At 36.8% G+C, this 26,655-nt stretch carries 34 protein-coding genes; all 34 read right to left on the bottom strand.

The features are described from left to right. Positions 1–185 precede the first annotated feature (185 nt). The 34 genes from recN to pilM all read right to left on the bottom strand — a co-directional run bounded on the left by recN (position 186) and on the right by pilM (position 26,631). A complete protein-coding gene (gene recN / locus LJD61_RS09825) occupies positions 186–1,877 on the bottom strand; it encodes a DNA repair protein RecN (protein WP_255227357.1) in 1,692 nt (563 codons plus the stop codon). A gap of 9 nt (positions 1,878–1,886) precedes the next feature. Further along, a complete protein-coding gene (locus LJD61_RS09820) occupies positions 1,887–2,336 on the bottom strand; it encodes an arginine repressor (RefSeq protein WP_255227356.1) in 450 nt (149 codons plus the stop codon). 17 nt (positions 2,337–2,353) lie between these two features. Then, entirely contained in the window at positions 2,354–3,226 is an 873-nt protein-coding gene (locus LJD61_RS09815) for an NAD(+)/NADH kinase (RefSeq protein WP_255227355.1), read from the bottom strand. 107 nt (positions 3,227–3,333) lie between these two features. Further along, complete coding sequence (locus tag LJD61_RS09810; protein WP_255227354.1) at positions 3,334–4,152, bottom strand: TlyA family RNA methyltransferase; 819 nt, start codon at positions 4,150–4,152, stop codon at positions 3,334–3,336. Continuing rightward, positions 4,139–6,025 carry a 1-deoxy-D-xylulose-5-phosphate synthase gene (dxs, locus tag LJD61_RS09805; protein ID WP_255227353.1) on the bottom strand — a complete coding sequence of 629 codons (1,887 nt, stop codon included), beginning with the start codon at positions 6,023–6,025 and terminating at the stop codon, positions 4,139–4,141. Before dxs ends, LJD61_RS09810 begins: the two co-directional genes overlap by 14 nt. A 22-nt stretch (positions 6,026–6,047) precedes the next feature. Beyond that, complete coding sequence (locus LJD61_RS09800) at positions 6,048–6,491, bottom strand: divergent PAP2 family protein (RefSeq protein ID WP_255227352.1); 444 nt, start codon at positions 6,489–6,491, stop codon at positions 6,048–6,050. A 16-nt stretch (positions 6,492–6,507) separates the two neighbouring features. Further along, positions 6,508–7,389: a polyprenyl synthetase family protein gene (locus LJD61_RS09795; RefSeq protein ID WP_255227351.1), complete on the bottom strand. Its 882-nt coding sequence runs from the start codon at positions 7,387–7,389 to the stop codon at positions 6,508–6,510. 3 nt (positions 7,390–7,392) lie between these two features. Next, a complete protein-coding gene (xseB, locus tag LJD61_RS09790; protein ID WP_255227350.1) occupies positions 7,393–7,626 on the bottom strand; it encodes an exodeoxyribonuclease VII small subunit in 234 nt (77 codons plus the stop codon). Between the two features lie 2 nt (positions 7,627–7,628). Next, complete coding sequence (xseA, locus tag LJD61_RS09785) at positions 7,629–8,843, bottom strand: exodeoxyribonuclease VII large subunit (RefSeq protein WP_255227349.1); 1,215 nt, start codon at positions 8,841–8,843, stop codon at positions 7,629–7,631. After that, positions 8,830–9,798: a tRNA (adenosine(37)-N6)-threonylcarbamoyltransferase complex transferase subunit TsaD gene (locus LJD61_RS09780; RefSeq protein ID WP_255227415.1), complete on the bottom strand. Its 969-nt coding sequence runs from the start codon at positions 9,796–9,798 to the stop codon at positions 8,830–8,832. Before LJD61_RS09780 ends, xseA begins: the two co-directional genes overlap by 14 nt. Before the next feature lie 11 nt (positions 9,799–9,809). After that, entirely contained in the window at positions 9,810–10,268 is a 459-nt protein-coding gene (nusB, locus tag LJD61_RS09775; protein WP_255227348.1) for a transcription antitermination factor NusB, read from the bottom strand. Positions 10,269–10,286: 18 nt separating this feature from the next. Beyond that, complete coding sequence (locus tag LJD61_RS09770; protein ID WP_255227347.1) at positions 10,287–10,514, bottom strand: DUF2273 domain-containing protein; 228 nt, start codon at positions 10,512–10,514, stop codon at positions 10,287–10,289. A 2-nt stretch (positions 10,515–10,516) separates the two neighbouring features. After that, positions 10,517–11,053 carry an alkaline shock response membrane anchor protein AmaP gene (amaP, locus tag LJD61_RS09765; protein WP_255227346.1) on the bottom strand — a complete coding sequence of 179 codons (537 nt, stop codon included), beginning with the start codon at positions 11,051–11,053 and terminating at the stop codon, positions 10,517–10,519. A 67-nt stretch (positions 11,054–11,120) separates the two neighbouring features. Next, positions 11,121–11,513 (bottom strand): Asp23/Gls24 family envelope stress response protein, encoded by a 393-nt coding sequence (locus LJD61_RS09760; RefSeq protein ID WP_255227345.1) that lies wholly within the window; start codon positions 11,511–11,513, stop codon positions 11,121–11,123. A 76-nt stretch (positions 11,514–11,589) separates the two neighbouring features. Then, positions 11,590–12,177 carry a SpoIIIAH-like family protein gene (locus tag LJD61_RS09755; protein ID WP_255227344.1) on the bottom strand — a complete coding sequence of 196 codons (588 nt, stop codon included), beginning with the start codon at positions 12,175–12,177 and terminating at the stop codon, positions 11,590–11,592. A gap of 12 nt (positions 12,178–12,189) precedes the next feature. Continuing rightward, on the bottom strand, positions 12,190–12,801 hold the full coding sequence (spoIIIAG, locus tag LJD61_RS09750; protein WP_255227343.1) for a stage III sporulation protein AG: 612 nt from the start codon (positions 12,799–12,801) through the stop codon (positions 12,190–12,192). An 11-nt stretch (positions 12,802–12,812) separates the two neighbouring features. Then, positions 12,813–13,445: a stage III sporulation protein AF gene (gene spoIIIAF / locus LJD61_RS09745; RefSeq protein WP_255227342.1), complete on the bottom strand. Its 633-nt coding sequence runs from the start codon at positions 13,443–13,445 to the stop codon at positions 12,813–12,815. A gap of 10 nt (positions 13,446–13,455) precedes the next feature. Beyond that, the gene (spoIIIAE, locus tag LJD61_RS09740; protein ID WP_255227341.1) at positions 13,456–14,616 is read right to left on the bottom strand and encodes a stage III sporulation protein AE; all 1,161 of its coding nucleotides are present in this window, start codon (positions 14,614–14,616) and stop codon (positions 13,456–13,458) included. Positions 14,617–14,628: 12 nt separating this feature from the next. After that, positions 14,629–15,015, bottom strand: a complete 387-nt coding sequence (gene spoIIIAD, locus LJD61_RS09735) for a stage III sporulation protein AD (RefSeq protein WP_255227340.1) — start codon at positions 15,013–15,015, stop codon at positions 14,629–14,631. An 8-nt stretch (positions 15,016–15,023) separates the two neighbouring features. Continuing rightward, positions 15,024–15,218 (bottom strand): stage III sporulation protein AC, encoded by a 195-nt coding sequence (gene spoIIIAC, locus LJD61_RS09730; protein ID WP_255227339.1) that lies wholly within the window; start codon positions 15,216–15,218, stop codon positions 15,024–15,026. A gap of 13 nt (positions 15,219–15,231) precedes the next feature. Next, positions 15,232–15,750 carry a stage III sporulation protein SpoIIIAB gene (gene spoIIIAB, locus LJD61_RS09725; protein ID WP_255227338.1) on the bottom strand — a complete coding sequence of 173 codons (519 nt, stop codon included), beginning with the start codon at positions 15,748–15,750 and terminating at the stop codon, positions 15,232–15,234. Next, positions 15,747–16,739: a stage III sporulation protein AA gene (spoIIIAA, locus tag LJD61_RS09720; protein ID WP_255227337.1), complete on the bottom strand. Its 993-nt coding sequence runs from the start codon at positions 16,737–16,739 to the stop codon at positions 15,747–15,749. The genes spoIIIAB and spoIIIAA overlap by 4 nt, the downstream gene beginning before the upstream one ends. A gap of 127 nt (positions 16,740–16,866) precedes the next feature. After that, complete coding sequence (locus tag LJD61_RS09715; protein WP_255227336.1) at positions 16,867–17,277, bottom strand: CD1247 N-terminal domain-containing protein; 411 nt, start codon at positions 17,275–17,277, stop codon at positions 16,867–16,869. A 132-nt stretch (positions 17,278–17,409) separates the two neighbouring features. Next, positions 17,410–17,967, bottom strand: coding sequence for an elongation factor P (efp, locus tag LJD61_RS09710; protein WP_255227335.1), 558 nt, complete (start codon positions 17,965–17,967; stop codon positions 17,410–17,412). Between the two features lie 59 nt (positions 17,968–18,026). Next, positions 18,027–19,094 carry an aminopeptidase P family protein gene (locus LJD61_RS09705; RefSeq protein ID WP_255227334.1) on the bottom strand — a complete coding sequence of 356 codons (1,068 nt, stop codon included), beginning with the start codon at positions 19,092–19,094 and terminating at the stop codon, positions 18,027–18,029. 82 nt (positions 19,095–19,176) lie between these two features. Then, entirely contained in the window at positions 19,177–19,455 is a 279-nt protein-coding gene (locus LJD61_RS09700; RefSeq protein ID WP_255227333.1) for a late competence development ComFB family protein, read from the bottom strand. 19 nt (positions 19,456–19,474) lie between these two features. After that, positions 19,475–19,930, bottom strand: a complete 456-nt coding sequence (locus LJD61_RS09695; protein ID WP_255227332.1) for a pilus assembly FimT family protein — start codon at positions 19,928–19,930, stop codon at positions 19,475–19,477. Positions 19,931–19,932: 2 nt separating this feature from the next. Then, a complete protein-coding gene (locus LJD61_RS09690; RefSeq protein WP_255227331.1) occupies positions 19,933–20,502 on the bottom strand; it encodes a PulJ/GspJ family protein in 570 nt (189 codons plus the stop codon). A 9-nt stretch (positions 20,503–20,511) separates the two neighbouring features. Beyond that, positions 20,512–21,060 (bottom strand): hypothetical protein, encoded by a 549-nt coding sequence (locus LJD61_RS09685; RefSeq protein ID WP_255227330.1) that lies wholly within the window; start codon positions 21,058–21,060, stop codon positions 20,512–20,514. 15 nt (positions 21,061–21,075) lie between these two features. Further along, positions 21,076–21,432 (bottom strand): type IV pilus modification PilV family protein, encoded by a 357-nt coding sequence (locus LJD61_RS09680; RefSeq protein ID WP_255227329.1) that lies wholly within the window; start codon positions 21,430–21,432, stop codon positions 21,076–21,078. A gap of 180 nt (positions 21,433–21,612) precedes the next feature. Then, positions 21,613–23,619 (bottom strand): S-layer homology domain-containing protein, encoded by a 2,007-nt coding sequence (locus LJD61_RS20530; protein WP_255227328.1) that lies wholly within the window; start codon positions 23,617–23,619, stop codon positions 21,613–21,615. Between the two features lie 18 nt (positions 23,620–23,637). Beyond that, a complete protein-coding gene (locus LJD61_RS09670; RefSeq protein ID WP_255227327.1) occupies positions 23,638–25,011 on the bottom strand; it encodes a LysM peptidoglycan-binding domain-containing protein in 1,374 nt (457 codons plus the stop codon). Further along, entirely contained in the window at positions 24,989–25,564 is a 576-nt protein-coding gene (locus LJD61_RS09665; RefSeq protein ID WP_255227326.1) for a PilN domain-containing protein, read from the bottom strand. The genes LJD61_RS09670 and LJD61_RS09665 overlap by 23 nt, the downstream gene beginning before the upstream one ends. A gap of 5 nt (positions 25,565–25,569) precedes the next feature. Then, positions 25,570–26,631: a pilus assembly protein PilM gene (gene pilM / locus LJD61_RS09660; RefSeq protein WP_255227325.1), complete on the bottom strand. Its 1,062-nt coding sequence runs from the start codon at positions 26,629–26,631 to the stop codon at positions 25,570–25,572. Positions 26,632–26,655 lie beyond the last annotated feature (24 nt).

The raw sequence follows: 26,655 nt of genomic DNA, 5'->3' as shown, positions 1-26,655 counted from the left end.
TTTCTTTCTCTATAATTTAATTTTCCTATTTCATAGTCCCATTATTCTATTAAATAATTGTCATAATTTTAAAATGAGAATGCTTTGCCAAGTATTTTAAATCGATGAAGCTTTATTGAAATGAATTTTATGAAAAGCTAAGATTAAGGAAATTTATACTTTTTAATAATTAAAAAAGGCTTTAATCAAGCCTTTTTACTTTCTAATAACTCTTTTGCCATACTTAGTGAAAAATCATAATCATTACCAAGGGCTATCATTTTTGCGATTTCAGAAATCCTTTCCTCTTCCGTTAAATTTTTAATTTCCGAAAAAGTTTTATTGCTTTCAATATGTTTGCTGACATTAATATGATTATCAGAATAACAAGCGATCTGGGGCAAGTGAGTTATACATATAGTCTGAATAAACTTAGAAATATTGTAAAGCTTTTGGCCAACCACATTAGCTGTATGTCCTCCAATCCCTGCATCAATTTCATCAAATACCATACAATCATGCTTTTTAAAACGAGACAGCACAGATTTTATACCTAGCATTACTCTGGATACTTCTCCTCCGGATGCGACTTTTATCAATGGTTTTTCAGCTTCTCCGGGATTTGCGGACAGCATAAACTCCACCTTATCAATGCCCTCTTTATCAATATGCTCTTCTCGTTTTTCTATATTGACAATAAATCTTGCTCCGGTCATATTTAAATCTCTTAGTTCTTTTTCAACCATATCTTCCAATGTCGACGAAAGCTTTTCTCGCATATTGGACAATAAAAAAGCTTTTTCAAAATATTTTTCTTTCAGGCGATCAATCTCTTGCTCATATTCACTTATTACAGCTTGACTGTTCTTAAGGCTTTCGTACTCTGAAATAGCTTCTTCTCTGTATTGCAGTATATTTTCTATTGAATTCCCATATTTTCTCGCGAGTTTATTGATAATTTCAAGCCTTTCTTCAATCACTTCAATTTCTCCGCTGTCAAATTCAATATTATCTCTATATTTCCTTATCGGGTTTCTCAGATCCTCCAATTTATAAAAGCAGTCTGCTATAGTATCTTTAAAATCATTTAAATTTTCATCTATTTCATTTATATTCTCCATGGACTCCAGAGAGCTTCCTATATTATCTAAGACACTTTTCCCTTTTTCATCGCCTTGAAATAATTCCCGATATATTGATGAAATCACGTTAAAGAGCTTTTCGCTATTATTCAATAGCTTTTTGCGGTTTATTAGCTTCTCATATTCTCCTAAGGATAAATTAGCATTATCGATCTCGTCAATCTGATACTTCAGCAGGTCAAGCTTTCTTTCCCTTTCTTGACTCGTTCCATAGAGTTGTTGAAGCTTTCCGGTCAAGGAATTTATGTTATCAACCAAAGCAGCTATTTCCTTCATTATTTGAAAAAATTCTTCTGAACCAAAGCCATCTAAAAATCTGATATGCATAGAAGGCTTAAATAAAAGCTGATGTTCATTTTGTGCTACTATATCTATCAAATAAGGGCTGATATTTTTTAGCATAGTCAGTGTGACTGCCTGTCCGTTTATTCGGCATAAGCTTTTCCCTGCCATGCTGACTTCCCTCTGTATCAGTAGGGAACCATCTTCTTCCATGCTTATTCCATAGCTTTCCAGTATCTCTTCAATCTCCTTCAGAGAGTCCGAAAGAATAAAAAGTCCCTGAACAAAAGCCTTGTCAGCTCCACTCCTTATATCATCCTTGCTGAATTTTCCGCCGCAAAGAGCTCCAATCGCATCTATTATAACCGATTTGCCCGAGCCGGTTTCTCCGGTTATCACATTAAATCCATCAGTAAAGCTTACCCTTTCCTCATGAAAAATTATAAAGTTTTTAATATATAATTCATGAAGCATAGATTTCACCTATTTCATAAGTTTTTTAAACCTTTCAATAACAGGTATAACATTCTCTTGATTTCTGACCAAAACAAAAATTGTATTATCTCCTGCTACTGTACCTACTATCTCTTTTAAATCAAAGGCATCCAGAGCTTCTGCTGCCGCATTGGCCGCACCAGAAAATGTCTTGATTACAATAAAATTGCCTGCATAGTCTAAACTCAAAACCGTTTCGGCAAAAACTTTATAAAGACGCTCATTCAGCATATTATCCTGTTCTTTCATAGCCGCATATTTATATTTTCCATCCTCAGTGAGGACCTTGATCAACCTTAATTCCTTAATATCCCTGGATACGGTGGCCTGAGTAACATTAATACCATTCTTTTTCAACATCTCAGCTAATTCTTCCTGGGTTTCGATTATGTAGTCTTCAATAATCTCAAGTATTTTGGCGTGCCTGGAAATTTTCATTTTGTTCCCTCCATTTTTTAAAATTTACGGTTTGAGTCCCATTTCTCTGATATTTTTTTTCTAAGCACTTGAAAAAAACTTCTGTCCTTTAGCTTAACCAGACTGGTATGACATTGAGCTTGTCTTATAGTAACAACATCTCCTGCCTTTAACTTATAGCCCTGTTGTCCATCAACAGTAAGCATGACCTCCGTATTGTTCTGGCAAACCTCAATTTTAACGACATCTTCATTTGAAACTACGATAGATCTTGAATGAAGGATATGGGGACATATAGGAGTTATTATCATTACCTTTACCTCGGGGCTTACTATGGGACCGCCTGCAGATAAAGAATAGGCAGTTGATCCCGTTGGGCTTGATATAACAACTCCATCAGCGGAATATAAATCTACGAAATCATCATTGATATAAATACCCAATCTGATGATCCTTGCAAAGGGGCCCTTGGTTATTCCTATATCATTCAGCGCCACCGATTTTTCAAGCTGAATGTTATCAGTTTCAACAGTAGCTTCCAGCATCATCCTTTTTTCTATCTCATATTCTCCGGCAATTAATTTTTCCAGAGCGGGGAACATTTCCTCAGCTTCAACCTCAGTGAGAAAACCCAAATGGCCTAAATTTATTCCAAAAAGGGGTACGTTATAATATGCTGATTGTCTGGCAATATTTAAAAGTGTTCCATCTCCACCTAAGACTATTAAAAAATCACTATTCATAAAAATATCTTCATTTTTTAAACCCAACTCAGGCTTTCCAATTCTGGAAGCAATGCTATTGCCTAATAAAACTTCCTGTTCATTGTCTAGCAACCATTTTGCAATGCTTTCAGTCAAATGCAAATCGTTGTCCTTGCTTAAGTTTGGTATAATACCTATTCTCGACAAATACTAACACCATCCAGTATATATTATAATTGATTATTTTATGTCCATCAAATATCCATATATAATTTTACATTAAATATGAAAATATATCCATATGTTTTGCCAAACTATTTAAAATATTCATTGGCTTCATCAACAATATCAATGATTTTATCATCAAATACTTTATTTTTTTCAGGATTCAATGTCTTTTTTAAAAAAATCAAATATTCTATGTTGCCTTCAGGCCCTCTGATAGGAGAATAAGTAAGGCCATTTATCTCGATATTCATAGAAGCCTGACAAAAATTACATATTTCCGCCATGACCTCAATATGAACATTCTTATCTCTGACCACACCCTTTTTCCCTATTTTTTCTCTACCGGCTTCAAATTGCGGTTTTATGAGGCAAACCAAAGAAGCTTCGTCCTTTAATATAGAAATTACAGCCGGTAAAACTTTTTTCAGAGAGATAAAGGATACATCAATAGATGCAAAATCTAATTTCTCTTGCATCATGTCAGGTGTGACATATCTGATATTTGTCCTCTCCATTACAACAACACGCTCATCGCTTCTCAGCTTCCATGCCAGTTGCCCGTATCCTACATCAATAGCGTATACTTTTACGGCTCCGTTTTGAAGCATGCAATCTGTAAAGCCTCCCGTTGAGGCTCCTATGTCAGCTGCAATAACATCTTTTAAATTAATATGAAAAAAGTCGACGGCTTTGGCAAGCTTCAGGCCTCCTCTGCTGACATAAGGCAAGGTAGATCCTTTTATCTGAATATTGGAATCAGCCGAAATCTTAGTACCCGGTTTATCCACCTTGTTTTCATCGACATAAACAATCCCGGACATGATAATTGCCCGGGCTTTTTCTCTGCTTTCAGCCAGCCCTTTTTCTGTCAGCAGGACATCTAATCTGATTTTATCTTTCTCCATTTTTTCTCACCCGAATATCCGATATTATTGCCTCACATATGCTATCATTATCAAGCTTTTCAAGCTTCATCAGCTCGCTGGTCTCACCATGGGTTATGATCCCGTTTTTGTGAGCAAAAATTTTCAAAGCTACATCCTTCTCCTTTGAAGAATAATATTCTAATATACTGCTGCCAAAGCCTCCCTCAAATATATTATCTTCAAGAGTATAAATAGGAATAGCCTTTGATGCCATTTCATCCAGCAGATGTTCATCCAGCGGCTTAATGAATCGTATGTTTACCAGAGTCATATTTATATTTTGCTTATTTAAAGCTTCACATACTTGGATTGCCCTCTTAACCATGGTTCCTTCAGCAATAATAATTCCATCATCACCATTGAGCAATATTTCGCCTTTCCCATAGTTAACAGGCTTTTCTTCAAAGCTATATTCAGCCGCCTCACCCCTGGGGTATCTTATGGCAACGGGGCCTTCAAGCTTCAAAGCATATTCCAGCATATTCTCCAGTTCTTTGCCTGATTTAGGGCTCATCAGTGTTATATTGGGCAAGCTTCTAAGATAAGATATATCAAATATACCCTGGTGAGTCTCACCGTCTTGTCCTACTAAGCCCGCTCTATCAATGGCAAATATAACGGAAAGGTTTTGCAGGCATATATCATGAAGCACTTGATCATAAGCTCTTTGAAGAAAAGTTGAATATACGGCAAAGATCGGCTTAAAGCCGCCTTTGGCCAAGCCTGCAGAAAAAGTTACGGCATGCTGCTCTGCAATTCCTACATCGAAAACTCTATCCTTAAATTCCTCGGCGAACTTGTTTAAGCCTGTGCCTTCCGGCATGGCAGCCGTAATCGCTACTATTTTTTCATCCTTCTTTGCAAGTTCTGCTATTTTATCACCGAAAACCGAGGAATAGGATCTACCGTTGCTTTTAGTCAATGATTCACCGGTTTCAACAAGGAAAGGGCCAACGCTATGATACTTTTCGGGTTTATCTTCAGCTATTCGATAACCGTTTCCTTTTTTTGTGACAACATGGATCAGTACAGGATGTTTCTTGTAGCTCTTTGCATTAGATAATATTCTTTCCATGGTCTTGATATTGTGCCCATCTATGGGGCCCAGGTATTTAAATCCCAGCTCTTCAAACATGATACCCTTTACTACCAAGTATTTAAACCAATCGCGGCATTTATACGCTGCTTTATAAAGGCTTTTCCCTACAACCGGTATTTTATTAAAAATAAACTCCATCTCTCTTTTAAATTTAAAGTATATCTTGCCTGTTCTAAGCCTTCCTAGATAAGTGCTCAAGCCGCCTACGTTCTTGGATATAGACATCTCATTGTCATTTAAAATCAATATTATATTGGTATTTAGATTTGCAGCATTGTTCAAAGCCTCCAATGCTAATCCTCCGCCTAAAGATCCGTCTCCTATAACAGCTACTATAGAGTAATCTTCACCTTTTAAATCTCTTGCCTTTGCCATGCCTAAAGCAGCAGATATAGAAGTGCTGCTATGCCCTGTATCAAATACATCATGAGGACTTTCCGATGCTTTGGGAAAACCGCTGATACCACCTAGGGTTCTTAGTGTCTTAAAGCTCTCCTTGCGATCGGTAATTATCTTGTGAACATAGGATTGATGACCTACATCCCAGATTATTTTATCCTTTGGCGAATTAAAAACCCTGTGTAAAGCCAAGGTCAACTCAACAACACCAAGATTGGAAGCAAGATGTCCGCCATTCTTTGAAACTACTTCTATTATATAATCTCTGATATCCTGGCTGAGATAATCAAGCTCATCATGATTCAGGTTTTTTAAATCTTCCGGATTGTTTATTTTCTCTAAGAATTTATACATTGTTAAACCTGCCTTTTTAGTATTATGCCAGTAAATTAGCAATTATTATTCCTAATATGGCTCCTGCAAGAACTTCTTTCGGAGTATGTCCAATGAGTTCTTTCAGCTTTTCTTCTCCCAAGGGTTTATGCTGAGACAAATCGTCAATAATTATATTCAGGACCTTTGCTTGATTGCCCGCTGCTCTTCTTACACCGGCAGCATCATACATCACCACTAATGCAAAGCAGAGGGTAATAGCAAAGGAGGTGGAATCCCAACCGTTTATTTTGCCCACAGAGGTAGCTAAAGCAGTTACAAAAGACGTATGTGAGCTGGGCATACCGCCGGAGCCTACAAATCGTGTCAAATCCAATTTCTTATCTTTATATAGAGTAAGGCATATTTTCATGAATTGGGCTATAAACCATGCCGTAAAGCTCGATAATAACACTTTATTTTCGGAAATCTCTATAAAAAAGTTCAAAAACAATCCTCCTTTATCATGCATCCCTGCATGCTATAAAATCTGCAAACTCCATTAGAAGTTTAGCCTTGCTGCCATATGCCCGGAGCGCCTGCTTAGCATCATCAATGGTTTCCGTAAGCAGCTTCTCAGACTTTTCGAGGCCATAATAAGTCACATAAGTAGCTTTATTTTCTTTGGCATCTTTTCCTATAGTCTTCCCCATCTTTTCCTTTGTTCCTACTACATCCAGGATGTCATCAGATATTTGGTAAGCTCTTCCAAGGCTTTCTCCGTATAATCTGATCCTTTCTATATCTTCTTCTGCTGCTTGAGAAATAACAGCGCCTACCTCCAGAGAAGCCTTTATTAAGGCTCCGGTCTTCTTGCTGTGCATTTCATTCAGCTTATCTATGTCAATTTTCTTGTCTTCATAGTAAAGGTCTATTGCCTGTCCGCCGATCATGCCAGAAATCCCTGCTGCCTTGCTGATAACAGAAGCAGCCCTAATCCTCGATTCTGTCGGATTACTGATTACGCAATCAAGCAATATTTCGTAGGCATTGTTTAACAAGCCATCCCCGGCTAAAAGTGCAAAGCCTTCACCATAAACCTTGTGATTCGATAGTTTGCCCCTTCGGTAATCGTCATTATCCATGGAGGGCAGATCGTCATGTATCAATGAATAGGTATGTATAAGCTCTATGCAGCAAGCATATGGCACAACCTCATCGATTGGCCCGTCGAATAACTGGCATGACATAATTGCCAGGAGCGGGCGCAATCTCTTGCCTCCTCCCAGCAGGCTGTACTTCATGGCCTCTTCTATTATCGGCAAACTCGAATCTGCCGGATATAACGAGTTCAAATGCTTCTCTATAACCCCTGAATATCTTTCTATAAATTGGCTAATATTCATAAGCTACTCCTTCAATTCATTATATATATCAGTTTCTTTATAAGCATCATTATCATTTATTATTTTAACGATTTTACCCTCAGCTTCTTCTAATTTTTTATTGCAATAAAAAGATAGCTTTATTCCTTCATTATACGCTTCCAAGGCTTCATCCAAAGTAAGATTCCCATTCTCAAGGCAATTAACAATTTCCTCAAGCCTTTTCATAGCCTTTTCAAAACTCAATTCATTACTCATATTCAATCCCCTTCACAAATTGTTCTCACTATGGCGGATGCATATCCATCCTTCAGATAAATATTTAAGACATCACCGTTATGTATCATTTTTATGGTTTTTACCAATTCCCCGGTTTCTTCTTTTTTTACATAGGCATAGCCCCTGTTCAAATAAGAAGCCGGATTCAATATGTTAAGCTTTTCATTATATAAATATAAATTATTCCGATGGATTTGAAGAAAGTCCTTCATAGCTGTGTCAAGGCCTTCCTTCATGTTTTGCAGAGACTGTCTCAAATTGAGGATCTTAGTCTCCGTGTATCGAATAGAACTCGTACTTGTCAATTTATTCAACAGTATCTTCTTGTCTCTGATATAGGAAAGCATAGACGCATAAATATGGCTTTGCAGCTTATTGATATAAGAATATAACTGCTGCTTATCGGGAAAAACCAGTTCTGCAGCCGCTGAAGGCGTAGCAGCCCTTACATCAGCAGCAAAATCTGCTATAGTAAAATCAGTCTCATGACCGACTGCCGAGACTACGGGTATATCCGATTCATATATGGTTCTCGCTACAATTTCCTCATTAAAGCACCATAGCTCTTCGATTGATCCTCCGCCCCTGCCTACTATTATAACATCTACTTTATTAAATCTATTAAAGTAATTTATTCCTTCACATATTTCTTCCGATGCTTTCTCCCCTTGAACCAAAGTGGGATATAAGTAAATATCTATATTGGGATTCCTTCTCCTGCCTATGGATATCATATCTCTTAGTGCGGCGCCTGTAGCAGAAGTCACTATACCAACCTTTCCAGGCAGCAAAGGAAGAGGCTTCTTGTGCTCCTTATCGAAGAGGCCCTCAATCTCCAATCTATTCTTTAACTGCTCATATGCTTTATATAACTCTCCTGCACCCTCTGCAATCATGCCCTCAGCATATAATTGATATTGACCGTCTCTCTCATATATTGATAAATATCCCCTAACAATTACCTGCATGCCTTCTTCAGGCAAAAATTTCAACCTGCTGAAACTGCTCTTGAACATCACACATTTAATTCTGGATTCTCTATCCTTTAATGAAAAATAAACATGCCCTGAAGAATGTATTTTCAGGTTTGATATCTCTCCCTTTACATAAATATGAGACAACAAAAGGTCTTTTTCCAAAAGCTGTCTAAGGTATAAGTTTACCTCGGTGACAGTAAAAGCTTTAATATTCTCCATTTAGCCCTCCAGCTTCTCTCTCATATTTTTCTTTTGCATAAACTGCACAGCCCAGAGCATTATCGGTAGCATACCTTCTATGGGAAAAAACAGGTTTTATATCATATGCCTTTAGTCTGTGGCTATTCGATAAATACTCAATGATTGTGCTGTTGGATGAAACTCCTCCGATAAAAAGAACATCCTTCCATTCTGTTAAGCTCTTTGAATTAATGAGAGTTTCTTCAACCGACTTTGCAACAGATAAAAATACAGCCTTTGAAAGTCTAGCTTTATCATATTGCTTTGATTTAATGATTTTTTGCGCAAAAGTTTCTGGTCCTGAAAAACTTGCATAGCTATCTTTAACTGAAAATGGAATAGATGTATCCACTTCTTTTTCTGATTTGGACAGCATGTCCATCTCTTTTCCGCAGGGAAAGCTGAAACCCATTGCTACTCCTACCCTGTCTATAAATTGCCCTGCCTTTAGGTCAGAAGAACCTCCTATAACCTTTATTGCCATTCTCTCATATCCTTCTACTAAAAGCAGCTCTGTGGTTCCTCCGGACATATGATATGCTAAAAAGGGCTTATCCGGAACAAGCTGTTGAGACCACAAACCGGAGAGAATATGATTTTCCTGGTGAGACAATAAAAACAATGGTGTTTTTAAGCATAGACTCATAACTTTACCTATATGTAAACCGCTATTAAAAACAGGCATATAGGAATCAGGATTATTTCTCGGCTTAGAGCTTACCCCTATAGCTTTTACATGAGATGCATCAAAACTGCCGAATACATCTTCCAATAGTATGTCCAAGTTCTCAATGTGCTGATAAATCGCGTCCGATTGACGTATGCCTCTTTCCCCTGCTTTTACCTTGATCATTATCCTCTTATCCATAATCAAATACCCTTTGTCATCTATCAAAGCAACAGAAGTAGTATAACAACTGGTGTCAATACCCATATAATACAAAATCATTCACCTGACTTATCAATTTCTCTTTGTACTTTCCCCAATACCCCATTAATGAAGCTGCCGGAATCATCGGTTCCAAACACTTTACCAAGCTCTATCGCTTCATTGATTGCAACACTATAAGGGACATCTTCGGAATATAACAGTTCATAAATCGCCATCCTTAAAATAGTAAGATCAACCTTAGCAATTCTATCCATGGTCCAAGATTTAAGATTGCTCTTAATCATATCATCTATTTTCTCTACATTTTCAAGAGTGCCCTTGACTAAATCATAAAAAAACTTTTTCTCCTTTTCGTTCAGCTCATTAAAAGGTATATGTTCATCCTCTTCTTGAATCAGAAAAATATTAGGCTCTTCAGATATCTCTTTAAATATTTCTTCTATATCATCATCATTAAAATGGAAACTGAAGATTATCTTAAAAGCACTCTGTCTTAGTAAACGTCTGCTCATAAGCACATTGTATCCTCCTTATTTTTTACCATATGAATTGAGCAATCTTTCAATAAATTGCACTATATCTTCTTTATTATCTATTTTTTTGCCAAAATAATAACCCACAGCTATACAAATTGATAAAAGAAGCGTTTTAAAAAAGCCTAAGGTCAGCAAAAAGATACCTACCAGGAAACCCATGAGCGCGCCAATCATCTTTCCTTGATGAGAAATAATAAAAGCCGCCAATTTATCCTTATTCATATCTAGCCTACCCTTCTCTTGCCGGAATTATTTGTATCATCAACAAATACAACCACTTCTTTTACATTTATCTCTGCAGTTCTTTCAATGGTTTCCTTAATATTCCTCTGTATCTCTTTCGAAATCTCGGGTATGACGGCGCCTATCGCAAAACTGGCAGTGACAACGATCGATACTTCGCCGCCTTCATTGCTTACCTGGATCTTTGCTTCTTTAATGCTGCCAATATTTCTTATATTTGAAAGTGCAATAGTCTTAATAGTATTAAAAGATATTCTTATTTCACCCATTTCTGTTTCCTTAGAAACATAATCATAGGAATTGGTGCTTGATGAAGTAATTTTAAAGATAAATCTCAAAGACAACAACAATAAAATCAATGATATGAGGATCATACCGTTGCTCTCAAAGATAAAACGGCGCAACATTTCGCTATATTGGGAAGACAAAAATGGCAGAGGCAAAAATATGAACAAAAAAGAGAAAATTGCAACGAGCATGGATAAAACTAATAGCAAAAGCCTGTCTAGTATATTCATATGTATCTCCTTTCATGGAAATATTTAAACTAACCCCCTGAATAATTCAGAGGGTTAGTTTTTAATGCTATTTTACTCTTACTGTTCCATCTTCTTCTTTAGTTTCTTTTTCTATATTTACACCCTGTATATGAATATTTACTTCAACAACATTAAGACCTGTCATAGTTTCAACAGCCTTTTTGACATTTTCCTGAACCTGCCATGCAATATCAGGTATCCTGACCCCATATTCAACTATAACATATAAATCTATAGCGGTTTCCTTCTCACCAACTTCTACTTTAATTCCTTTTGAAGGGCTTTTTTTCCCAAGCATTTCTGTTATACTATCGGCTATCCCGCCGCTCATTCCAACAATACCTTTTATCTCTTTAGCGGCTATTTCTGCAATTATCGCAACCACATCATCCGCAATCCTGACAGCTCCAAAATCATTTATATTGTTATCACCTTGCAAATTATGCACCCCCAGTTTATTCGGATTTTTTCCTAATATGTATTATAGCAGAATAATATTTAATTTACAAATATAACTAATCCTTTAGCATAATTTTAATATTGCTCGCCGGTATCTTTGTGTTTGTCATAACGATATCCTGTATTTTTGCTACGCTTGCCGGAGTTAACTCTTTGGCTTCCACTACTACTGTAGCGCTATCGTCTGTCAGAAAAACCAAAGCATCCTTGAAGCCGCGGGCTAAAATCAAGTTTTCAATTATCATCTCTTTTTCCGTCAAAGCAACAATCTTTACAATTTCCTCTTGGGCAAGGGTTTTAAAAGTGGGCTCAGCTTTATCGCTGTCTATAATATTCTGCCACATATCATATTCCTTTGTCCTGTTCTTATCTCTTTCAAGCTTGTATTCGGTGAAAAATGAAGAAACCTCCTGATCATCCTCTTCCTTGCTCTCTACTACTGTCACGCTGCCCGCCTTGTTATTGCCTGCAACTTCGGCAGCATCAATATCAGCAGGGAATTCGGATAAATCATTTTCATCGATATCAAATCCCAATGTTTCATATTTTGTGCTCATGAACGCATTATATGCATATCCGACTACAAATAACATTAAAACAAGGGAACAAATAGCAATTGTTTTTCTGCTCAGTTTAAATTTCATACATTATACCCCCTATTTATTTGTTTCAAGTACAGTTACTCTGTAAGCAGGAACATCAAGAACAGTTTGAACTGCTTCACTGATTTTTAGCTTAACTTTAGAATTCCTGGCACCTTCCGCTACTACGATTACCCCCTTGATTTCAGGATTTATTTCTTTTACTACTATAGGCTGAGAACTGCCTCCCTGTTGGTTTACCATTACTGTTTTATCATCAATGCTGGATTCATTTATAACCCTTGTGCCTCCATTTGTATCTTTTTCATCGGTTATTTTATCTACGCGTGAATTATCTTTTTGTGTTACCAATTCTTTTCCGCTCTCATAGGTTATCATAACTGATACCTTGCCTGCCCCTGATATTTTACTGAGTATGGAAGAAAGCTGTTTTTCGATTTCTGAGCCATAGTTATCTTCCCTATTCATGTAATCAGTATTCATCTCCTTATTCTTGCTGTCAAAGCTCTCAAATTCAGAACTCTTGCTGTCTTTAGCCATATCATTATAGAAATTTGCAACTATTACTAAAGCAACTCCCATGCAAAGCAAGATCATAATATTGGTGTATAGCTTCTTGTTATTGTCTATCATAAATTTTTCTTTAAGCCATTCAAGTATTTTCATATAAGAACCCCCTACTCTTTTTCGACGGCAAGTTTTACTTGTATTTTATTTTTATCTATGCCGAGCATTTTGCTCAACATTTCGCATATCTCATCTGACGATGTCTTTTCATTCAAATTATATTCCTTCTCTTCCTTATAAATTACCTTTTCATCATTTCCTATCTTTACTTTTTTTATTTTTTCAATTTGGCTCATTTCTTCACCTGGACAGATTATAACTTTAACATTGTTCAGCAATCCAAATTCACTGCTTTGCTTATCTTTATTTATATTTAATATCACTTCTATATTTTTTTTATCAATGGACTTTTTATATGAAACCGCTGTTATTATCTGCTCTATAAGCTTTGATTCATAAATCTCCAGAGCCTTATCCTTCTGATATGCGCTCAGAACTTCTTTATCCTTTATGTCACTTTTGCTGTCCAATTTTATGCTGGTTTCCAAATAGCTTTTTTCGAAATCAAATCTGATATTTTTTATGTTTATTAAGGGTTGTATGATGGCCAGCAGCACAAAAATTCCTATGATGACCCTTACATACCGCTTTATACTCCCTTCCGGCAGGATTATATCAGCTATGATAACAAATATTGTAATTACAACAATGTTTATAACCCATGGCTTCAAAAGCTCAATCAATAAAGATCACCTACCTCATCATAACAGTCATATTTCCTATTCCCATAATCACCGTTATTGAAATAAAAAATAATATGCCTACCGAAACTACACAGCATAGCATAATAAATATGGAAGTGCTGATATCATTAATGCATTGTACCAATTCATTATCCACAATGGGCTGTATTAATGCACCTGAAACCTTATAGATAGCAAAAATAGAGAAAATTTTTATCAATGGGAAAAGACATATCATCAATATTATAAAAAGTCCTGCAATGCTTATGCCGTTTTTAATTATCAGGGAGCAGCTTATGACCGTGTCAAATGCTTCCGATAAAAAATCTCCAATAATAGGTACGAAGCTGTCAACCGCAAATTTTGCTGTCTTTGCAGCCAAACCATCCAATGATGATGATGCTAATCCCTGCACCGAAATAATTCCTGTAAATATTGTGAGCATTATGCCCAGCATGCCCACAGCCACACCTCTTACTAATGATGCAAGCTTTGATATTTTTATCTTCTCTGAAATATTGCTTACAATGGACAAGACAGCAGAAAACATAACCATAGGTATCACTGTTATTTTTATAATGGTCGCAATTAAAGTCAAAGAAGTATAAACGATAGGTTGAAACAAGGATGATGAAGTTATGCCTCCCACAGACAAAAGCAATGTTATCAATGTAGGCAATAAAGATTGCATGAAGCTCACCATCTTATCTATGGTGTTTATGCATAATTTGCTAACTATGCTGAAGCTGCCTATAGCAAGAATGATGATGAGCACATAACACACGCTGTATGCTATCTTGCCGACAGATTCATCATCGAATCCGGCATGAAGATTTTGAAGGATTGCACAAAAAACGGACAATATCATTATCTTTCCGAGGAGATCAAGGTTCTGTGCCAACTCTCTCCATAAAAACAGCCATAGCTTGCTGAATATTGCTTTAAGACTTAAAGAACCTGAATCTATATATACAGATTTTATTATTTCTTTGATGCTTATTTCAGTGATCATACCTTCCGAGTTGAGCACAATATCATCAGCAAATCTCTGTATTTCATCCAGATTCAGTTGATTTAGCTGCTCATCCAGAAGGTTTTCCATTCCATCTGCATGTACGCTGCCTAAAGTTAAGAATATTAAAAGGCATATTAAAAATAATCTTCTTCTCATGTCTTATCACCTTCATGGCATAATCTTTATTATGATATCAAACAAAGCAGCATATATTGGTACTGCAATTGCCATGATTAAAACCTTCCCTGCGAATTCAATCTTTGAAGCAATGGAACCTTCTCCTGAATCCCTGCATACCTGAGCACCGAACTCAGTAATGTAAGCTATTCCGATCACTTTTAATATTATTGAAAAATATAATATATCTACTTCTGCCTTAACCGCATAGCTTTTTAGCACTTCTAAAACCTGCGTAAACTTGCTCAGCATTGAAATGAATATGATCAAACCTGCTGCAATGCTTACTTGCATAGCCAGTTCAGGTCTGTATTCTTTCAAAACAATGGCTAAAATTGCAGCAACAATACCCAGGGCAACAATTTGCATTATATTCATACCATCACCTACAGCTGGAACATGGTTCTAACAGTATCAAAGAGGCGGCTGATAAGGCTTATCACCATCATCAGAACCACCACTATTCCTGTTAGAGTAGTCATCATTGCCATTTCTTCCCTGCCAGAACGGATAAGCACATTATTTAATACGGCAATCACTATTCCAATAGCTGCAATTTTGAAAATTAAATTTACATCCATTTGTAGACCTCCATTAAACCAATATAATCAGTATGGCTGCGCCAAGTAAAAAACCCATACTTTTATACATTTTCTCATTATTCCGTCTCTCATCCTCAGCTGCTTTTTCATGATGTTCCAATTGGGTATAAAAAAGCTTGAAAAGTTTTTTCTGATCATCAATGTCCGATTTCCCAATAACTCTGCCAAAGCTTTCTAAGAGCTCCCTATCAATTGCACTTATATATGAATTGGATAAACTGTCCTGCATAGCTTGATTCCACGCTTCCTCCATGCTGAAAAACCTTCTTTTTAAAAGATTCTCAGAGACAGCAAGAAAAAAATTATTCCAGGGTGTATCGCTTTTGCATCCCACATTATAGCAAGCATAAGGAATAGGAGTAGCACCATATACGATTTCTGTTTCAAGCATTTGCAGAGAAAATCTTAGCTTTTTCAACTCTTTGGGCCTTATGCTATACTTTCTCGACATAATAATTCCCAGTAAACCGCTTGAAAGGATTATCAGCAAGGAACCTATTATTTTTATCATTGACTGCCTACCCCCTGCTTAGTATTTAAATAAAGCACTCTTCCCTCCCTGTCATAAATTTTTTCAATAGTCCCTACTCCTTGACTTCTCCCTAAAATTATTATCCTTTCGAAGAAGTTGCAGTGTATTTTTTGCAGTTCTATCTTTTTTTGAAGGTCCTCTATGTCATTTCCATGCATTGTGGCAATAATCTTTACCCCTGCATTAGCACCTTCAAGAAGAGCATCAGCATCTTCTTTTTTGCCGATTTCATCGGTTGCAATAATATCAGGCGACATGGATCTTATCATCATGATTATGCCTTGGGATTTGGGGCAAGCATCCAAAACATCTGTTCTGATCCCTACATCATTTCGCGGTGCCCCCATAAAGCATGCCGCAATCTCCGATCTTTCATCTATCAAACCGACCTTGAAGCCGGTCACATTTATTGAATGAACACCATTGCTCAGCTGCCTGATTATATCCCTTAGCAAAGTAGTTTTACCGCATTGGGGAGGTGACATGATCAAGGTGTTATATACGCTTGACGGAGAAGCAACAATATGAGGTATTACCTCATTCCCTGCCCCCGGGATTTCCTTTGCTATCCTATAATTAATAAAGGAAATGTCCTTGATAGTTTTAACATTTCCATTCTCTATCACTGCCCTGCCGGAAATTCCTACCCTATGGCCGCCTGGAATTGTAATATAACCGTTTTTTAATTCTTCTCCAAAAGAATAGACAGAAAAACCTTGAATAATCTCTGATGCCTTTTTAACATCCTCTATTGTCACTACATAGGCTCTGCCGACTTCATTTGTTAACTCACCATAGCCATCCATAAATAGGCTCCAATAACCTCCCGATACTATCAGGGGCTTATTTAATCTCAATCTTATTTCCTCTGCATATGCCATTTGCTCAGAGGTGCATTTTTTTATCATCTGTTGTATCTTAGGCGGCAGAAAATTCATAACTTCATCCATGGGTTTTTTATGCTGCAAGTTTGTCCTCTCCTCAAATTATTATTTGATTTGTACTAATAATATGACAGGTATTCTTAAAAAATTACGCTTTAAAGATAAAAAAACTTCCGAGAAAACAATTCTCGGAAGTTTTAAATATTATATATTATTCATCACAGCAGCAATCGTGATGGCAGCAGTCCATATCTATTTCAATGGGTTCATGGCAATTTGGGCAAAGAACTTCTTCTCCCTTGTCTAGAACTTCTTCATCCAAATATACATATTCATTGCAATGAGGACATTCAACTTCAATGAAGCCATAGTCGTCATCTTCATAATCATCTTCGTCTTCATCAAAAAGCTCATCTTCAACATTGGATAAATCTTCATCTATAGCTTCTACATATTCATCCAATTCTTCCTGGGATTCATTCAATTCATTTATAGCATCGGCAAAATCACTGAGTACATCAATGATGTTTGTGATTACTTTTCCTTCCTTAGTGCTGTTTTCGATGCCTAAACCTTCAACTAAACCTCTGAGGTAAGCAACTCTTTCATATAGGTATTCCATCGAGTTCATCTCCTTCTTTTCATTTTTTTATAAGCCAAAGGAAAGTCTAATTTTTGTTAAATATAAGCTTTCCGTTATGGTTTTCTTCAAACGGTTCTCAATACTTTAATAGAAGCCTCTCTTATTATTCCACTAAAGCCTTTCCATATACTCCCCTGTTCTTGTATCTACCCTTACTCTATCCCCTGTATTAATAAACAAAGGAACATTTACTACAATACCGGTTTCTAATGTGGCAGGCTTGGTAGCTCCTGTTGCGGTATCGCCTTTGAATCCAGGTTCAGTGTGTGTGACTTCCAACTCTACAAAATTCTCTGCTTCAACTGAGAAAGCATCTCCTTTGTAGAATTTTATAATGGCAATATCATTGGGTTTTATATACATTATTGCATCCTCAACCTGTTCTTTATTCAATGGCATTTGTTCATAGGTTTCATTATCCATGAAATAGTATAAACCGCCATCTTCATATAGATATTGCATTTCTTTTCTCTCAATATGAGCTTTAGGGTATTTATCTGTTGGGTTAAAAGATTTTTCTACAACTCCGCCATTCATGATATTTTTGATTTTTGTCCTGACGAAGGCTGCTCCTTTGCCTGGCTTCACATGTTGAAAATCAATAACCATATATACCTGGCCATCCATTTCAAAAGTCAAACCTTTCCTAAATTCACTTGCTGATACCATAAAATGTATCCCTCCTAATTAACCATATAAATATATTATTACCTCTAAGGGCTTAAAAATTACAGCTCTATGAGTCCTTTAGGCGACATGCTGTAAACAACGGGGCCATCTTCTCCTACTACAACCAGGTCCTCAATACGAACTCCTCCGAATCCAGGAATGTATATGCCCGGTTCGTCTGTAACCACCATGTTTTTCTCAAGAACTCTATTGCCTGATATCGATAGCCTTGGCTCTTCATGTACAGCCAGACCGACACCATGGCCCAGGCCATGGCCGAAATTGTCCCCATAACCTGCATCGCCTATTATATTTCTGGCGATCTTGTCAACATCCTTGCCCAATACCCCGGCTTTTATATGCAGCAAAGCTTCCATCTGCGCTCTCAACACTATATCATAGATCTTTTTTTGTTCATCATTAGCTTTGCCAACCACAATCGTCCTTGTCATATCTGAACAATATCCATTATATACACATCCGAAGTCTAAGGTCAATAAGTCTCCATTATTTATTTCTTTATCTGAAGCAACTCCGTGAGGCATAGAAGACCTAAGTCCCGATGCAACTATAGATTCAAAGGAATTACCGGAAGCTCCGCTTTTCTTCATGAAATACTCCAGCTCCAAAGCTACTTCATTTTCAGTAATACCTGGCTTTATGAAGCCTAAAATGTGTGTAAAAGCAGAGTCGGCAATCTCAGCGGCTTTTTTAATATTGCTTAATTCCTCTTCATCTTTTATGATACGTATTTCTCCGTCCGCTTCCTTAAGAGGAACCATTTCTACTCCGCTAAGCTTATCTCTCAACTGCTCATAAAAAGCAACAGTCATATAAGAATCTTCATATGCGAGTCTGCTTATGCCATATTTTTTTATCGTATCAGCTATGTATTCAGATACAGGGCTTTCATTTTTAATTATTTCAAAGCCTTTGCACTGGCTCTTTGCCTGTTCGGTATACCTGAAATCAGTGATAAAGCCCGCATTTTTATCACTGATGACTGCATAGCCGGTAGAACCGGTAAAACCGCTTAGGTATCTTCTATTCTCAGGTGAATATGCGATAATACTGTCTGCATTGATAGATTTTAAAATTTCTCTGATTCGATCTATTCTCTTTAACAAGCTTATTACCCCCTCAAAAACTCTCTTTTAATATTATCATAATTTTTCCTATTAGAACAGAAAATATTTATATGATAATTTGCTATACTTCATTATCCTGATGCCTATTATTATTGCCGACAATCAATGCGGCTTTGACTATTTCAGTTTGAACATCCACCTCGAACTGAAATTCCAATTCCCTCAGCTTCGAATATAGGCCGCCTCTTTCCGTAACTATATAGCGAGGCGGCAGGTGATTCAAAGCAATAGCCATTATGTCCATCTTGCATTTTTCGCACTTGCAAACATTCATTGGGCTGATAACGGCATCAATCTTCGAACTTACTACTTCCTCCATATAATTCTTCAAATAAAACATAATTATCCTCCTCGTTTATTTATTTATACCCGTTATAAACTTTATTTTTCAATATAATCCTTCCAGTCCCAGGAACAACAGTTACCTTGCAATACTTTTTATCCTTATCGTTCACCAATGTAGCAGTCCCTCCGCTGGTTGAAGGCGCCCCATTGAAGGAAAAAGCTATTTGGCTGTCTTTGAAATTCTGATATAATGAAAACCCACTTTCAAGCGTTACTTCCTTTACAACTTTAGTGCCTTCAAGCAAATGATATTTCTTCCTTTGAAAGAGAATCCGCAAATTTTGTCCTTCGGTCATTTTCATGTACCTTACATATCTTATATCATCTCTTAATATCTTTGAAGCAGCAAGAAGCCTATATGTACCGGTATCCAACCTGGGTAAGGCAATAGACAAAGCTAAGGATAAGATACCTATTACAACAATCAATTCAACTATGGTAAGTCCCTTTTCTCCTTGAAGCTGGCGCAATATCAGACCCTCCCGCCGGCATTTCTATAATAAAATGAGCTCTCAAAGGATGAAGCATACCCATCTAATAAAAAATTAATCCTCAAGAATATGCCATCTGCTTCATTGAAATTTTTATCTGCGGGTATAGGCTCAGCCTCCATGCTTTCAATATAGTTGCCGACCTCATCCGACGCCCCTCCCATCACTCCAACACCATATTTCAGATTAAAATAATTACATTCAGGATCCTTGCTTAATAAAAAAATATATCCCTTATCCTTCCTATGGGGATAATCCCTCCCTACCGGTAAATTCTTGAATATGATCTTTTTTAAATATACCTTGTCCTTTGTATTATGTTTTTGAAACCCTTTCATATCCTCTAAATAAATAACGCCCGTTGACTCAATTATCTTTTCTTCCATAAAACCGAATATAAATTGAGCCTGCTGCTGAAGTTCAACATCTTTATCTAGATTGTTTATCGTACGCATATTTGAAGAAGTAACAGAAAAAATTAGTATGATTATCATTCCAAACAAAGGCAAGGAAATAAGAAGTTCCATTATTGTAAAACCTTTGTTTCTCATATTGCAGTTCTACCTTTCTAATTTCCATTCAATAATGCAAATTAAATCTTCTGCACTTATCTCATCAGGCGAGACCTCATATCCTGGTATCATCATTCGGCAAATAAGCTTCAATTTTTTCTCAATTTTGTCATCAGTACAGCATGATACCACTTCCAGCTGCATATAGTCACTTTTATCAAGGAGCTCAGCATCTATTGCAGTATTGCTTCCTTTATATATTAAATAATTGCTCTTATCTTTCAGTGATTTGATCAAACCATTATCTGATCCTGATTCTTCGCAATTTCCCTTTATAAAATTTAAATATGCATCTCTGAAATTTTCCTTATCACAGGCATATTCCAGTGCAGACTCAATAAAATTGAATGTAATGACATATGCCTCATCCAAAACCCCTTCTGCAGAGTAAAAGGTTCTCTTTACTCTGCTGTTCAATCTTTTCATCTTATAATTCATTACAGATGTAGATAGCAATGCCGTGCTGGCAGCTATGACTACAGAACTCATAAGCAAAACTAATGCCATTACTGACCCTTTATTATTCTGCTTAGGCAATTCACAACTCCACCTCTACGGTACGATTATTTTTAGTCCTTCTATGATATCAAGAACCTCTTCCTCTCGCGAGACTTTGATAATCACCTTGTATACTCTGCCATTATATTCTTCCACAGCCTGAATTTCCTCCGATATTTTATATTCATCGCACTCATAATTCTTTAACCCAGTCTCTACGGTTTTTGAAGCTTTTATTTCTTCAAAGCGCTTTTGAGCCAAGGATGTAGCCTGGTATTGATACTTTGCACTCTGGGAGACTTTTAATGTTGTAAGCATTAGAGAGGAAATAGCGATGAATAAAACAGCAAATACAGCGAGAGAAAATATTATTTCAATAATGGTAAAACCCAAATTAAGTCTTGTCTTCATGCTCATATTACACACCATTTATAGTATTTTCTGCAATTCTCTTAATATATTCACTACAAGTTGCATAATTCCTCTATTTTTTCATCAAATATGAAAAATTTATATCGGTTATGGCAAAAAAATATAAGGGATGCAGCATATGCGATAATATCGCTTACATGCTGCATCCCTTTTAAAATATCATTCTGTCATATAATAAAGCATATAAACAGCCTCTGCCCGGGTTATATGTTCATCCATAGAATCGTAACTCGCAGATCGCTTATCCTTGTTCTTCATAATTTTTTCTGCCACTCCAGCCCAGGAGAAATTTTTATTCCCCATTGCCAATTTCATCATGGCTTCTGCTTCCTTGTAGCTCACTTGACTATTTATTCTAATGGTGTTCTCCGGGCTTACTTTAAGATAATCCTTCTTTACACAATAAGCTGCCAGTTCCTTATATGGCTCCACGTCCTTATAATCAGCCACTTTTTGAAGTGCCGCAACCTCTTTCTCAGCAGATTTAATATCCCATTTGAAAACCTTGCTCATCGAAGAGAGCAGCTGGGCCTTCGTTATAGGGATGTCAGGCCTGAAGGTGTTATCTTCAAATGCTCCTGCAATTCCACGCCTCAAATAGGTTACAATCTCATCCTTGGCCCAATGTCCTCTTAGATCATCAGGATTCCATGCTTTAGTATCTATAAATACGGCATAGGTTCCGCTGCTGTTAGTAATGGATTCAGGGTTTATGAACGCAGTGATGCTATTAGCGTCAATTTTACTTGTCAGATAATACCAGTTGTCATTTAGATATTTATAGATGCCGCCGCTTTGGGGGCCGTAATAATCAAAGCTCAACTTTATGGGCTTATCACGGTTCAGACCGTCATAGGAGCTTGCCACTCTGATGTTATAAAGCTCTGATGACTTAACATACCTATCCTTAGAAGGCATTTTTATATTCATATTCGTTCCTATAAGCCTATCTATAGAAACTGCAATATCATTATAGAATATGCCCTTGTCAATATTGAGGGACATCTTATTATCCCGGGATAATACTTGAGCACCGTTTATAGATACTACCTGCGTCTCTGCCTTGCTCATAAAATTTTCAAAGTTTGAACTCTGATATACAGCCATATATCCAGTTTTGGTTCCTTCTCTGAAGCCGCTTATGAATCCCTCTCTATACTTTTCATATTCATTAAACAGCTTATATTCATTGATTATATTATTATCGCTGAAATTATGCCTGTTCTCATCGTTGCTCTTGCCCATAAGAAGATCAATTCTGGCCAAGCTCTCACCTTTTACAAGGCCAATGTTCTTTCCATGAGAATAACCCTTCTCAAAAACAAGAAGATTGTAATTCACATTTGCGGTTCTATAGGCTTCCTCATATTTGATTCTATAGCTTTCCTTGAAGGCAGATAAGAAAGCCTTGGAATAATCATCCAGATCATTGTCCAATAAGAAAACTGATTTAATCTCATCATCAGAGGGCAAATCTCTATCCCATTGGTTAATGCTGCTGCTATAGTAATCTGTCCTGCCCCAATTAGCACCCAGTATTTCTCCAAATTTAGCCCCATCCGCTGCACCTCTTTCTATGGCAGCTTTAAAAGGTTCGTATTTGGCTTTTCTATATGCAGTTTCATAGCCCTCTTGAAACTTAGCTTTAAAATTGGTGACAAAACTATTCTTATAAGCATTAGGCTCATTAGTAAGCTGGAACATTTCTATCAATTTTGTCGTGCTGGGAACTGCATTTGTCCACTTGTTGCTTTTGCCTGCATAATAATCATTATAACCGCTGACTTCTCCCATCTGATAGCCAAGAGCCTCATCATAGTTTGTAGGCTTAGCCTCAACCTTTGGGTTATCATAAGTCGTATTGTAGCCTTCTCTAAAACCATCCTTAAAGCCTCTGACAAAATTTATCCTATAGGTTGAGGTTTCTTTATCCAAATCATAATTTGCTATAATATCCGCGTCCTTTGGCATAGCTTTATAATAATTCTTTGACTTCACATCTTCCAGATCGCTGTAAGCAGCGTCTATGCCTTCCCACAGCCCACTGCTGTAGCCGGCTTTATAAGCGTCATTATCATTGGCGGCATTTACAAATAATGCAGGGAAAAGCATGAGCCCATAAAATAAGCAAGTTATCATTGAAATCAATCTGATATTTCTTTCCACCATCATCACCTCTTCCCTTTATTTTTGTATTACCAATATCTTTCCAGCCTCAAGCTTTGAATCCTCAGCCAGCCCGTTATCCTTCATCAGTTTTTTATACTGAGACTTGGAGCCGTAAAAGCTTTCGCTTATGCTCATCAAGGTATCTCCGGGTTTTACCACATAAAAAACATAGCTGGGCATTCCTTCTTTTTTGTTATCCTCCGACGGATAACTGGCCTCGATTCTATCAAACAATAAAACTCCATAGTCATCTCTGTTGGGCCCTAATTCCATATATACTCTATCCAATTTCAACGGATATATATTTATATCCTGAGGCGGAGAAGCGGAAATATACTTCCATCCGGTCCAGTTTACTCCCCTTTCCAGCTCTATGTCGATCTTCCTTCCATCCATGTCTTGAAACCGTAAGCCCACTGTTACCGGAGAGTAGCCATAAGAAAATGCCCATATTCCTATAGATGGTGGTGGATATTTGATATTGATATTTTGATCGTCCAAGACCACATAAGCTCGTTCAGGCTGATAGCCTGTCGATATAAAATACTCTGCCCTTATTGAAGTCTTGCCATACTTTGCTGTGCCGAACCTGCTGACATTGCCTGTAACTCCTGAATCTGTGCTCATATAATAAATATGATCATCTTCCAGATCAGCCAGCAATGCTCTTTTTTCTCCTGTTTCACCGTCTGATGAATCTCCGGAATAAACAGGCACTTCCACGTAGCCTTCAAAGGCAGTGAAGGGGTTGGGTTTGTTTGGGCTATTATAGGCATTGACATAAAAATAGCCGTCTTCTGTTGCCTTTTCTCCTCCATAGGCAAAAGCGCTCATTGAAATCTGCCCACTAATCATATCGCCGTTTTCCTTTGTTAATGATAATTGGTTTATTAAAAATTTTTTTGGACTATTTCTTAACTCGGATAAAAACAGCTCCAAATCAATAAAGTTGCCTCTAAAAGGAAGGGATATATCAAGGTGATTTGCCTCTATGCCTTCCATCTCCAAAGCTTCAGGCTCACTAAAACTCATGCTTGGTATCTCAAGCTTTCCATTATCTATTATACTGTTTAGCATATGCATAACCTCAGGCTGATCTATATTTGGATAGTATTTTTGAGAAATTATTTTATACTCCGCACTGAGGTTTTCCCATTCCCTATTCAATGTATTCTCTCCGGCTATAAACTCTTCTGTTTTGAATAATTGACTTTCATAAACATTCTTTTCATTTTTCAATCTGTTTAAGGTTTCGCTCTGCGGAGTTAATACATACTTATAGGAAACCCATAAAAGAATTGCTGTGAATAATAGCAGGAGAAGATTTTTTTCCTTTTTGCTGATATTTAACATTCTTATTGGTCTTTTATTTGCTTGCCTCAGATCCATCAGGCTTCTCCTCCTTAAACTTAATATCTAAATAAAAGCTATAATTGCCATCAATATCCAACATCTGAGGTACGAAAACCTGTTCGAATCTTTCAATGCCTTTGAGATTATGCTGAAATTGAGCTATGGACTCCTTGTCCTTTGACTTACCTTCGATCCTTATATTGTCTTGAGATATTACCATTGAATCCAAAAATAAATCAGCAGGTATATTTACCCCTATATCTCCTAAAAGGATTTCATTGACAACATCTCGATCACGAACATATTTATCCAAAACACTAAGCTTTGAAATGCTCTCTTTATATGCATTTATCTCCTGCTGCTTTTTTAAGGTAACTTTTATCTTAGCGCCTTGATTTTTAGCCTCCGCTTCAATCTTTAAGGCTTCAATATCATGATTTAGCTTTTTAATAGATATAAAATTGTACAAACCATATGACAAAACTCCAATTAATATCAGTATTACAAAACTATATAGAATAATTGATTTATCAAAGCTTTTTTTATTGTTTTTCTTGCTGTAGGATGAAAAAAAGTTTAAATCCTTCATAGCAATTACACCTCATCATCTCTGATCAATGCACCCGCACAATTAATGTATTTATTAATATCATCGATTGATCTTATTTTGCTTGCAGTATTCAGTACCGCAGCAGAAATTCCGAAATAATTTGAGAACAGCTTGTCTACCCCTTTAATATTTGACAGTCCCCCATATAAAAGCAATCTTCCTATTTCATTGTCCGCTTCTTTAGATATATAGTACTTGAATATCCTGTCAATTCTGTCCATTATTCCTTCAATGCTGGTTTTAACAATGTTTACATACCTATTATAGTCGGAAAACCCTTCCTCTACCGTGCTCACATCTTCAATTTCAGACTTCTTTAGCGTCAGTTCATCGCCGGCTATAAGGCTTGCTGCATTATTGTCCAGGCTCTGCCCGCCCAGATCTATAACTCTACTTGTTTGTATGGTTCCTTTATCAATTATGGTTATATTGGTGCTGCCATAACCTAGGTCAATGGCGGCAATAGTTTTTTCCGAAGGGGCTATGCTTCCATTGATATTATCAGTAAATTTGAGAAGCTTCCAGATACCGTTGGATTGATAATCCAATACGGCAGGCTTCAGCCCCAATTCCTTCACAAGATTATAATGCATGTCCACCATATCCTTGGGTATAGCTACTACCAGCACATTCAGCTTTTCTGTTTCCTGATTTGTAATCCTGCCTATAGGCTTATGCTGAATAACATATTTCCCGTAATCCATAGGCAGATATTCAGGCAGCTGATACTTCAGCAAGCCTTCTATTTCTTTATCCTCCAGAACGGGGAAAGGTATCTCTCTGGTTATGATAGCACTGCTCTTGATGTTAAGATAACAAGTTCCTGGTGGAACCTTATTCTTTCTCAACTCTTCCTTCAATGAATTCAGCAGTACAAGCTCGTTTTTAATATTACCGTTTTCGTATGAAGAAGGCGGAGTATTAAAGGAAAATGATTTGTTTATTTGTATCTCTTCTTTGCTTCTGCTTCCTTGAACAATCTTTGTTTCATAAGAACCTAAATCAATAGAGATGATATTTTTGTTTAATAGTGAAAATAATTTCAAATATAAACCTCCCTTCTTAATTCT

This window comes from Lutispora saccharofermentans, assembly GCF_024363565.1.
Classification (GTDB): Bacteria; Bacillota; Clostridia; order Lutisporales; family Lutisporaceae; genus Lutispora; species Lutispora saccharofermentans.
This window is presented reverse-complemented; position numbering and strand designations above follow the sequence as displayed.

Bases quoted from the DNA above. Each gene is read 5' to 3' on its own strand.
- recN (WP_255227357.1), bottom strand. From the start codon at position 1,877: ATGCTTCATGAATTATATATTAAAAACTTTATAATTTTTCATGAGGAA.
- LJD61_RS09820 (WP_255227356.1), bottom strand. From the start codon at position 2,336: ATGAAAATTTCCAGGCACGCCAAAATACTTGAGATTATTGAAGACTAC.
- LJD61_RS09810 (WP_255227354.1), bottom strand. From the start codon at position 4,152: ATGGAGAAAGATAAAATCAGATTAGATGTCCTGCTGACAGAAAAAGGG.
- dxs (WP_255227353.1), bottom strand. From the start codon at position 6,025: ATGTATAAATTCTTAGAGAAAATAAACAATCCGGAAGATTTAAAAAAC.
- LJD61_RS09795 (WP_255227351.1), bottom strand. From the start codon at position 7,389: ATGAATATTAGCCAATTTATAGAAAGATATTCAGGGGTTATAGAGAAG.
- xseB (WP_255227350.1), bottom strand. From the start codon at position 7,626: ATGAGTAATGAATTGAGTTTTGAAAAGGCTATGAAAAGGCTTGAGGAA.
- xseA (WP_255227349.1), bottom strand. From the start codon at position 8,843: ATGGAGAATATTAAAGCTTTTACTGTCACCGAGGTAAACTTATACCTT.
- LJD61_RS09780 (WP_255227415.1), bottom strand. From the start codon at position 9,798: ATGGGTATTGACACCAGTTGTTATACTACTTCTGTTGCTTTGATAGAT.
- nusB (WP_255227348.1), bottom strand. From the start codon at position 10,268: ATGAGCAGACGTTTACTAAGACAGAGTGCTTTTAAGATAATCTTCAGT.
- LJD61_RS09770 (WP_255227347.1), bottom strand. From the start codon at position 10,514: ATGAATAAGGATAAATTGGCGGCTTTTATTATTTCTCATCAAGGAAAG.
- amaP (WP_255227346.1), bottom strand. From the start codon at position 11,053: ATGAATATACTAGACAGGCTTTTGCTATTAGTTTTATCCATGCTCGTT.
- LJD61_RS09755 (WP_255227344.1), bottom strand. From the start codon at position 12,177: ATGAAATTTAAACTGAGCAGAAAAACAATTGCTATTTGTTCCCTTGTT.
- spoIIIAG (WP_255227343.1), bottom strand. From the start codon at position 12,801: ATGAAAATACTTGAATGGCTTAAAGAAAAATTTATGATAGACAATAAC.
- spoIIIAE (WP_255227341.1), bottom strand. From the start codon at position 14,616: ATGAGAAGAAGATTATTTTTAATATGCCTTTTAATATTCTTAACTTTA.
- spoIIIAD (WP_255227340.1), bottom strand. From the start codon at position 15,015: ATGAATATAATGCAAATTGTTGCCCTGGGTATTGTTGCTGCAATTTTA.
- spoIIIAC (WP_255227339.1), bottom strand. From the start codon at position 15,218: ATGGATGTAAATTTAATTTTCAAAATTGCAGCTATTGGAATAGTGATT.
- spoIIIAB (WP_255227338.1), bottom strand. From the start codon at position 15,750: ATGATAAAAATAATAGGTTCCTTGCTGATAATCCTTTCAAGCGGTTTA.
- LJD61_RS09715 (WP_255227336.1), bottom strand. From the start codon at position 17,277: ATGGAATACCTATATGAAAGAGTTGCTTACCTCAGAGGTTTAGTTGAA.
- efp (WP_255227335.1), bottom strand. From the start codon at position 17,967: ATGGTATCAGCAAGTGAATTTAGGAAAGGTTTGACTTTTGAAATGGAT.
- LJD61_RS09700 (WP_255227333.1), bottom strand. From the start codon at position 19,455: ATGTTTTATTTGAAGAATTATATGGAGGAAGTAGTAAGTTCGAAGATT.
- LJD61_RS09690 (WP_255227331.1), bottom strand. From the start codon at position 20,502: ATGAGAAACAAAGGTTTTACAATAATGGAACTTCTTATTTCCTTGCCT.
- LJD61_RS09680 (WP_255227329.1), bottom strand. From the start codon at position 21,432: ATGAAGACAAGACTTAATTTGGGTTTTACCATTATTGAAATAATATTT.
- LJD61_RS09670 (WP_255227327.1), bottom strand. From the start codon at position 25,011: ATGGATCTGAGGCAAGCAAATAAAAGACCAATAAGAATGTTAAATATC.
- LJD61_RS09665 (WP_255227326.1), bottom strand. From the start codon at position 25,564: ATGAAGGATTTAAACTTTTTTTCATCCTACAGCAAGAAAAACAATAAA.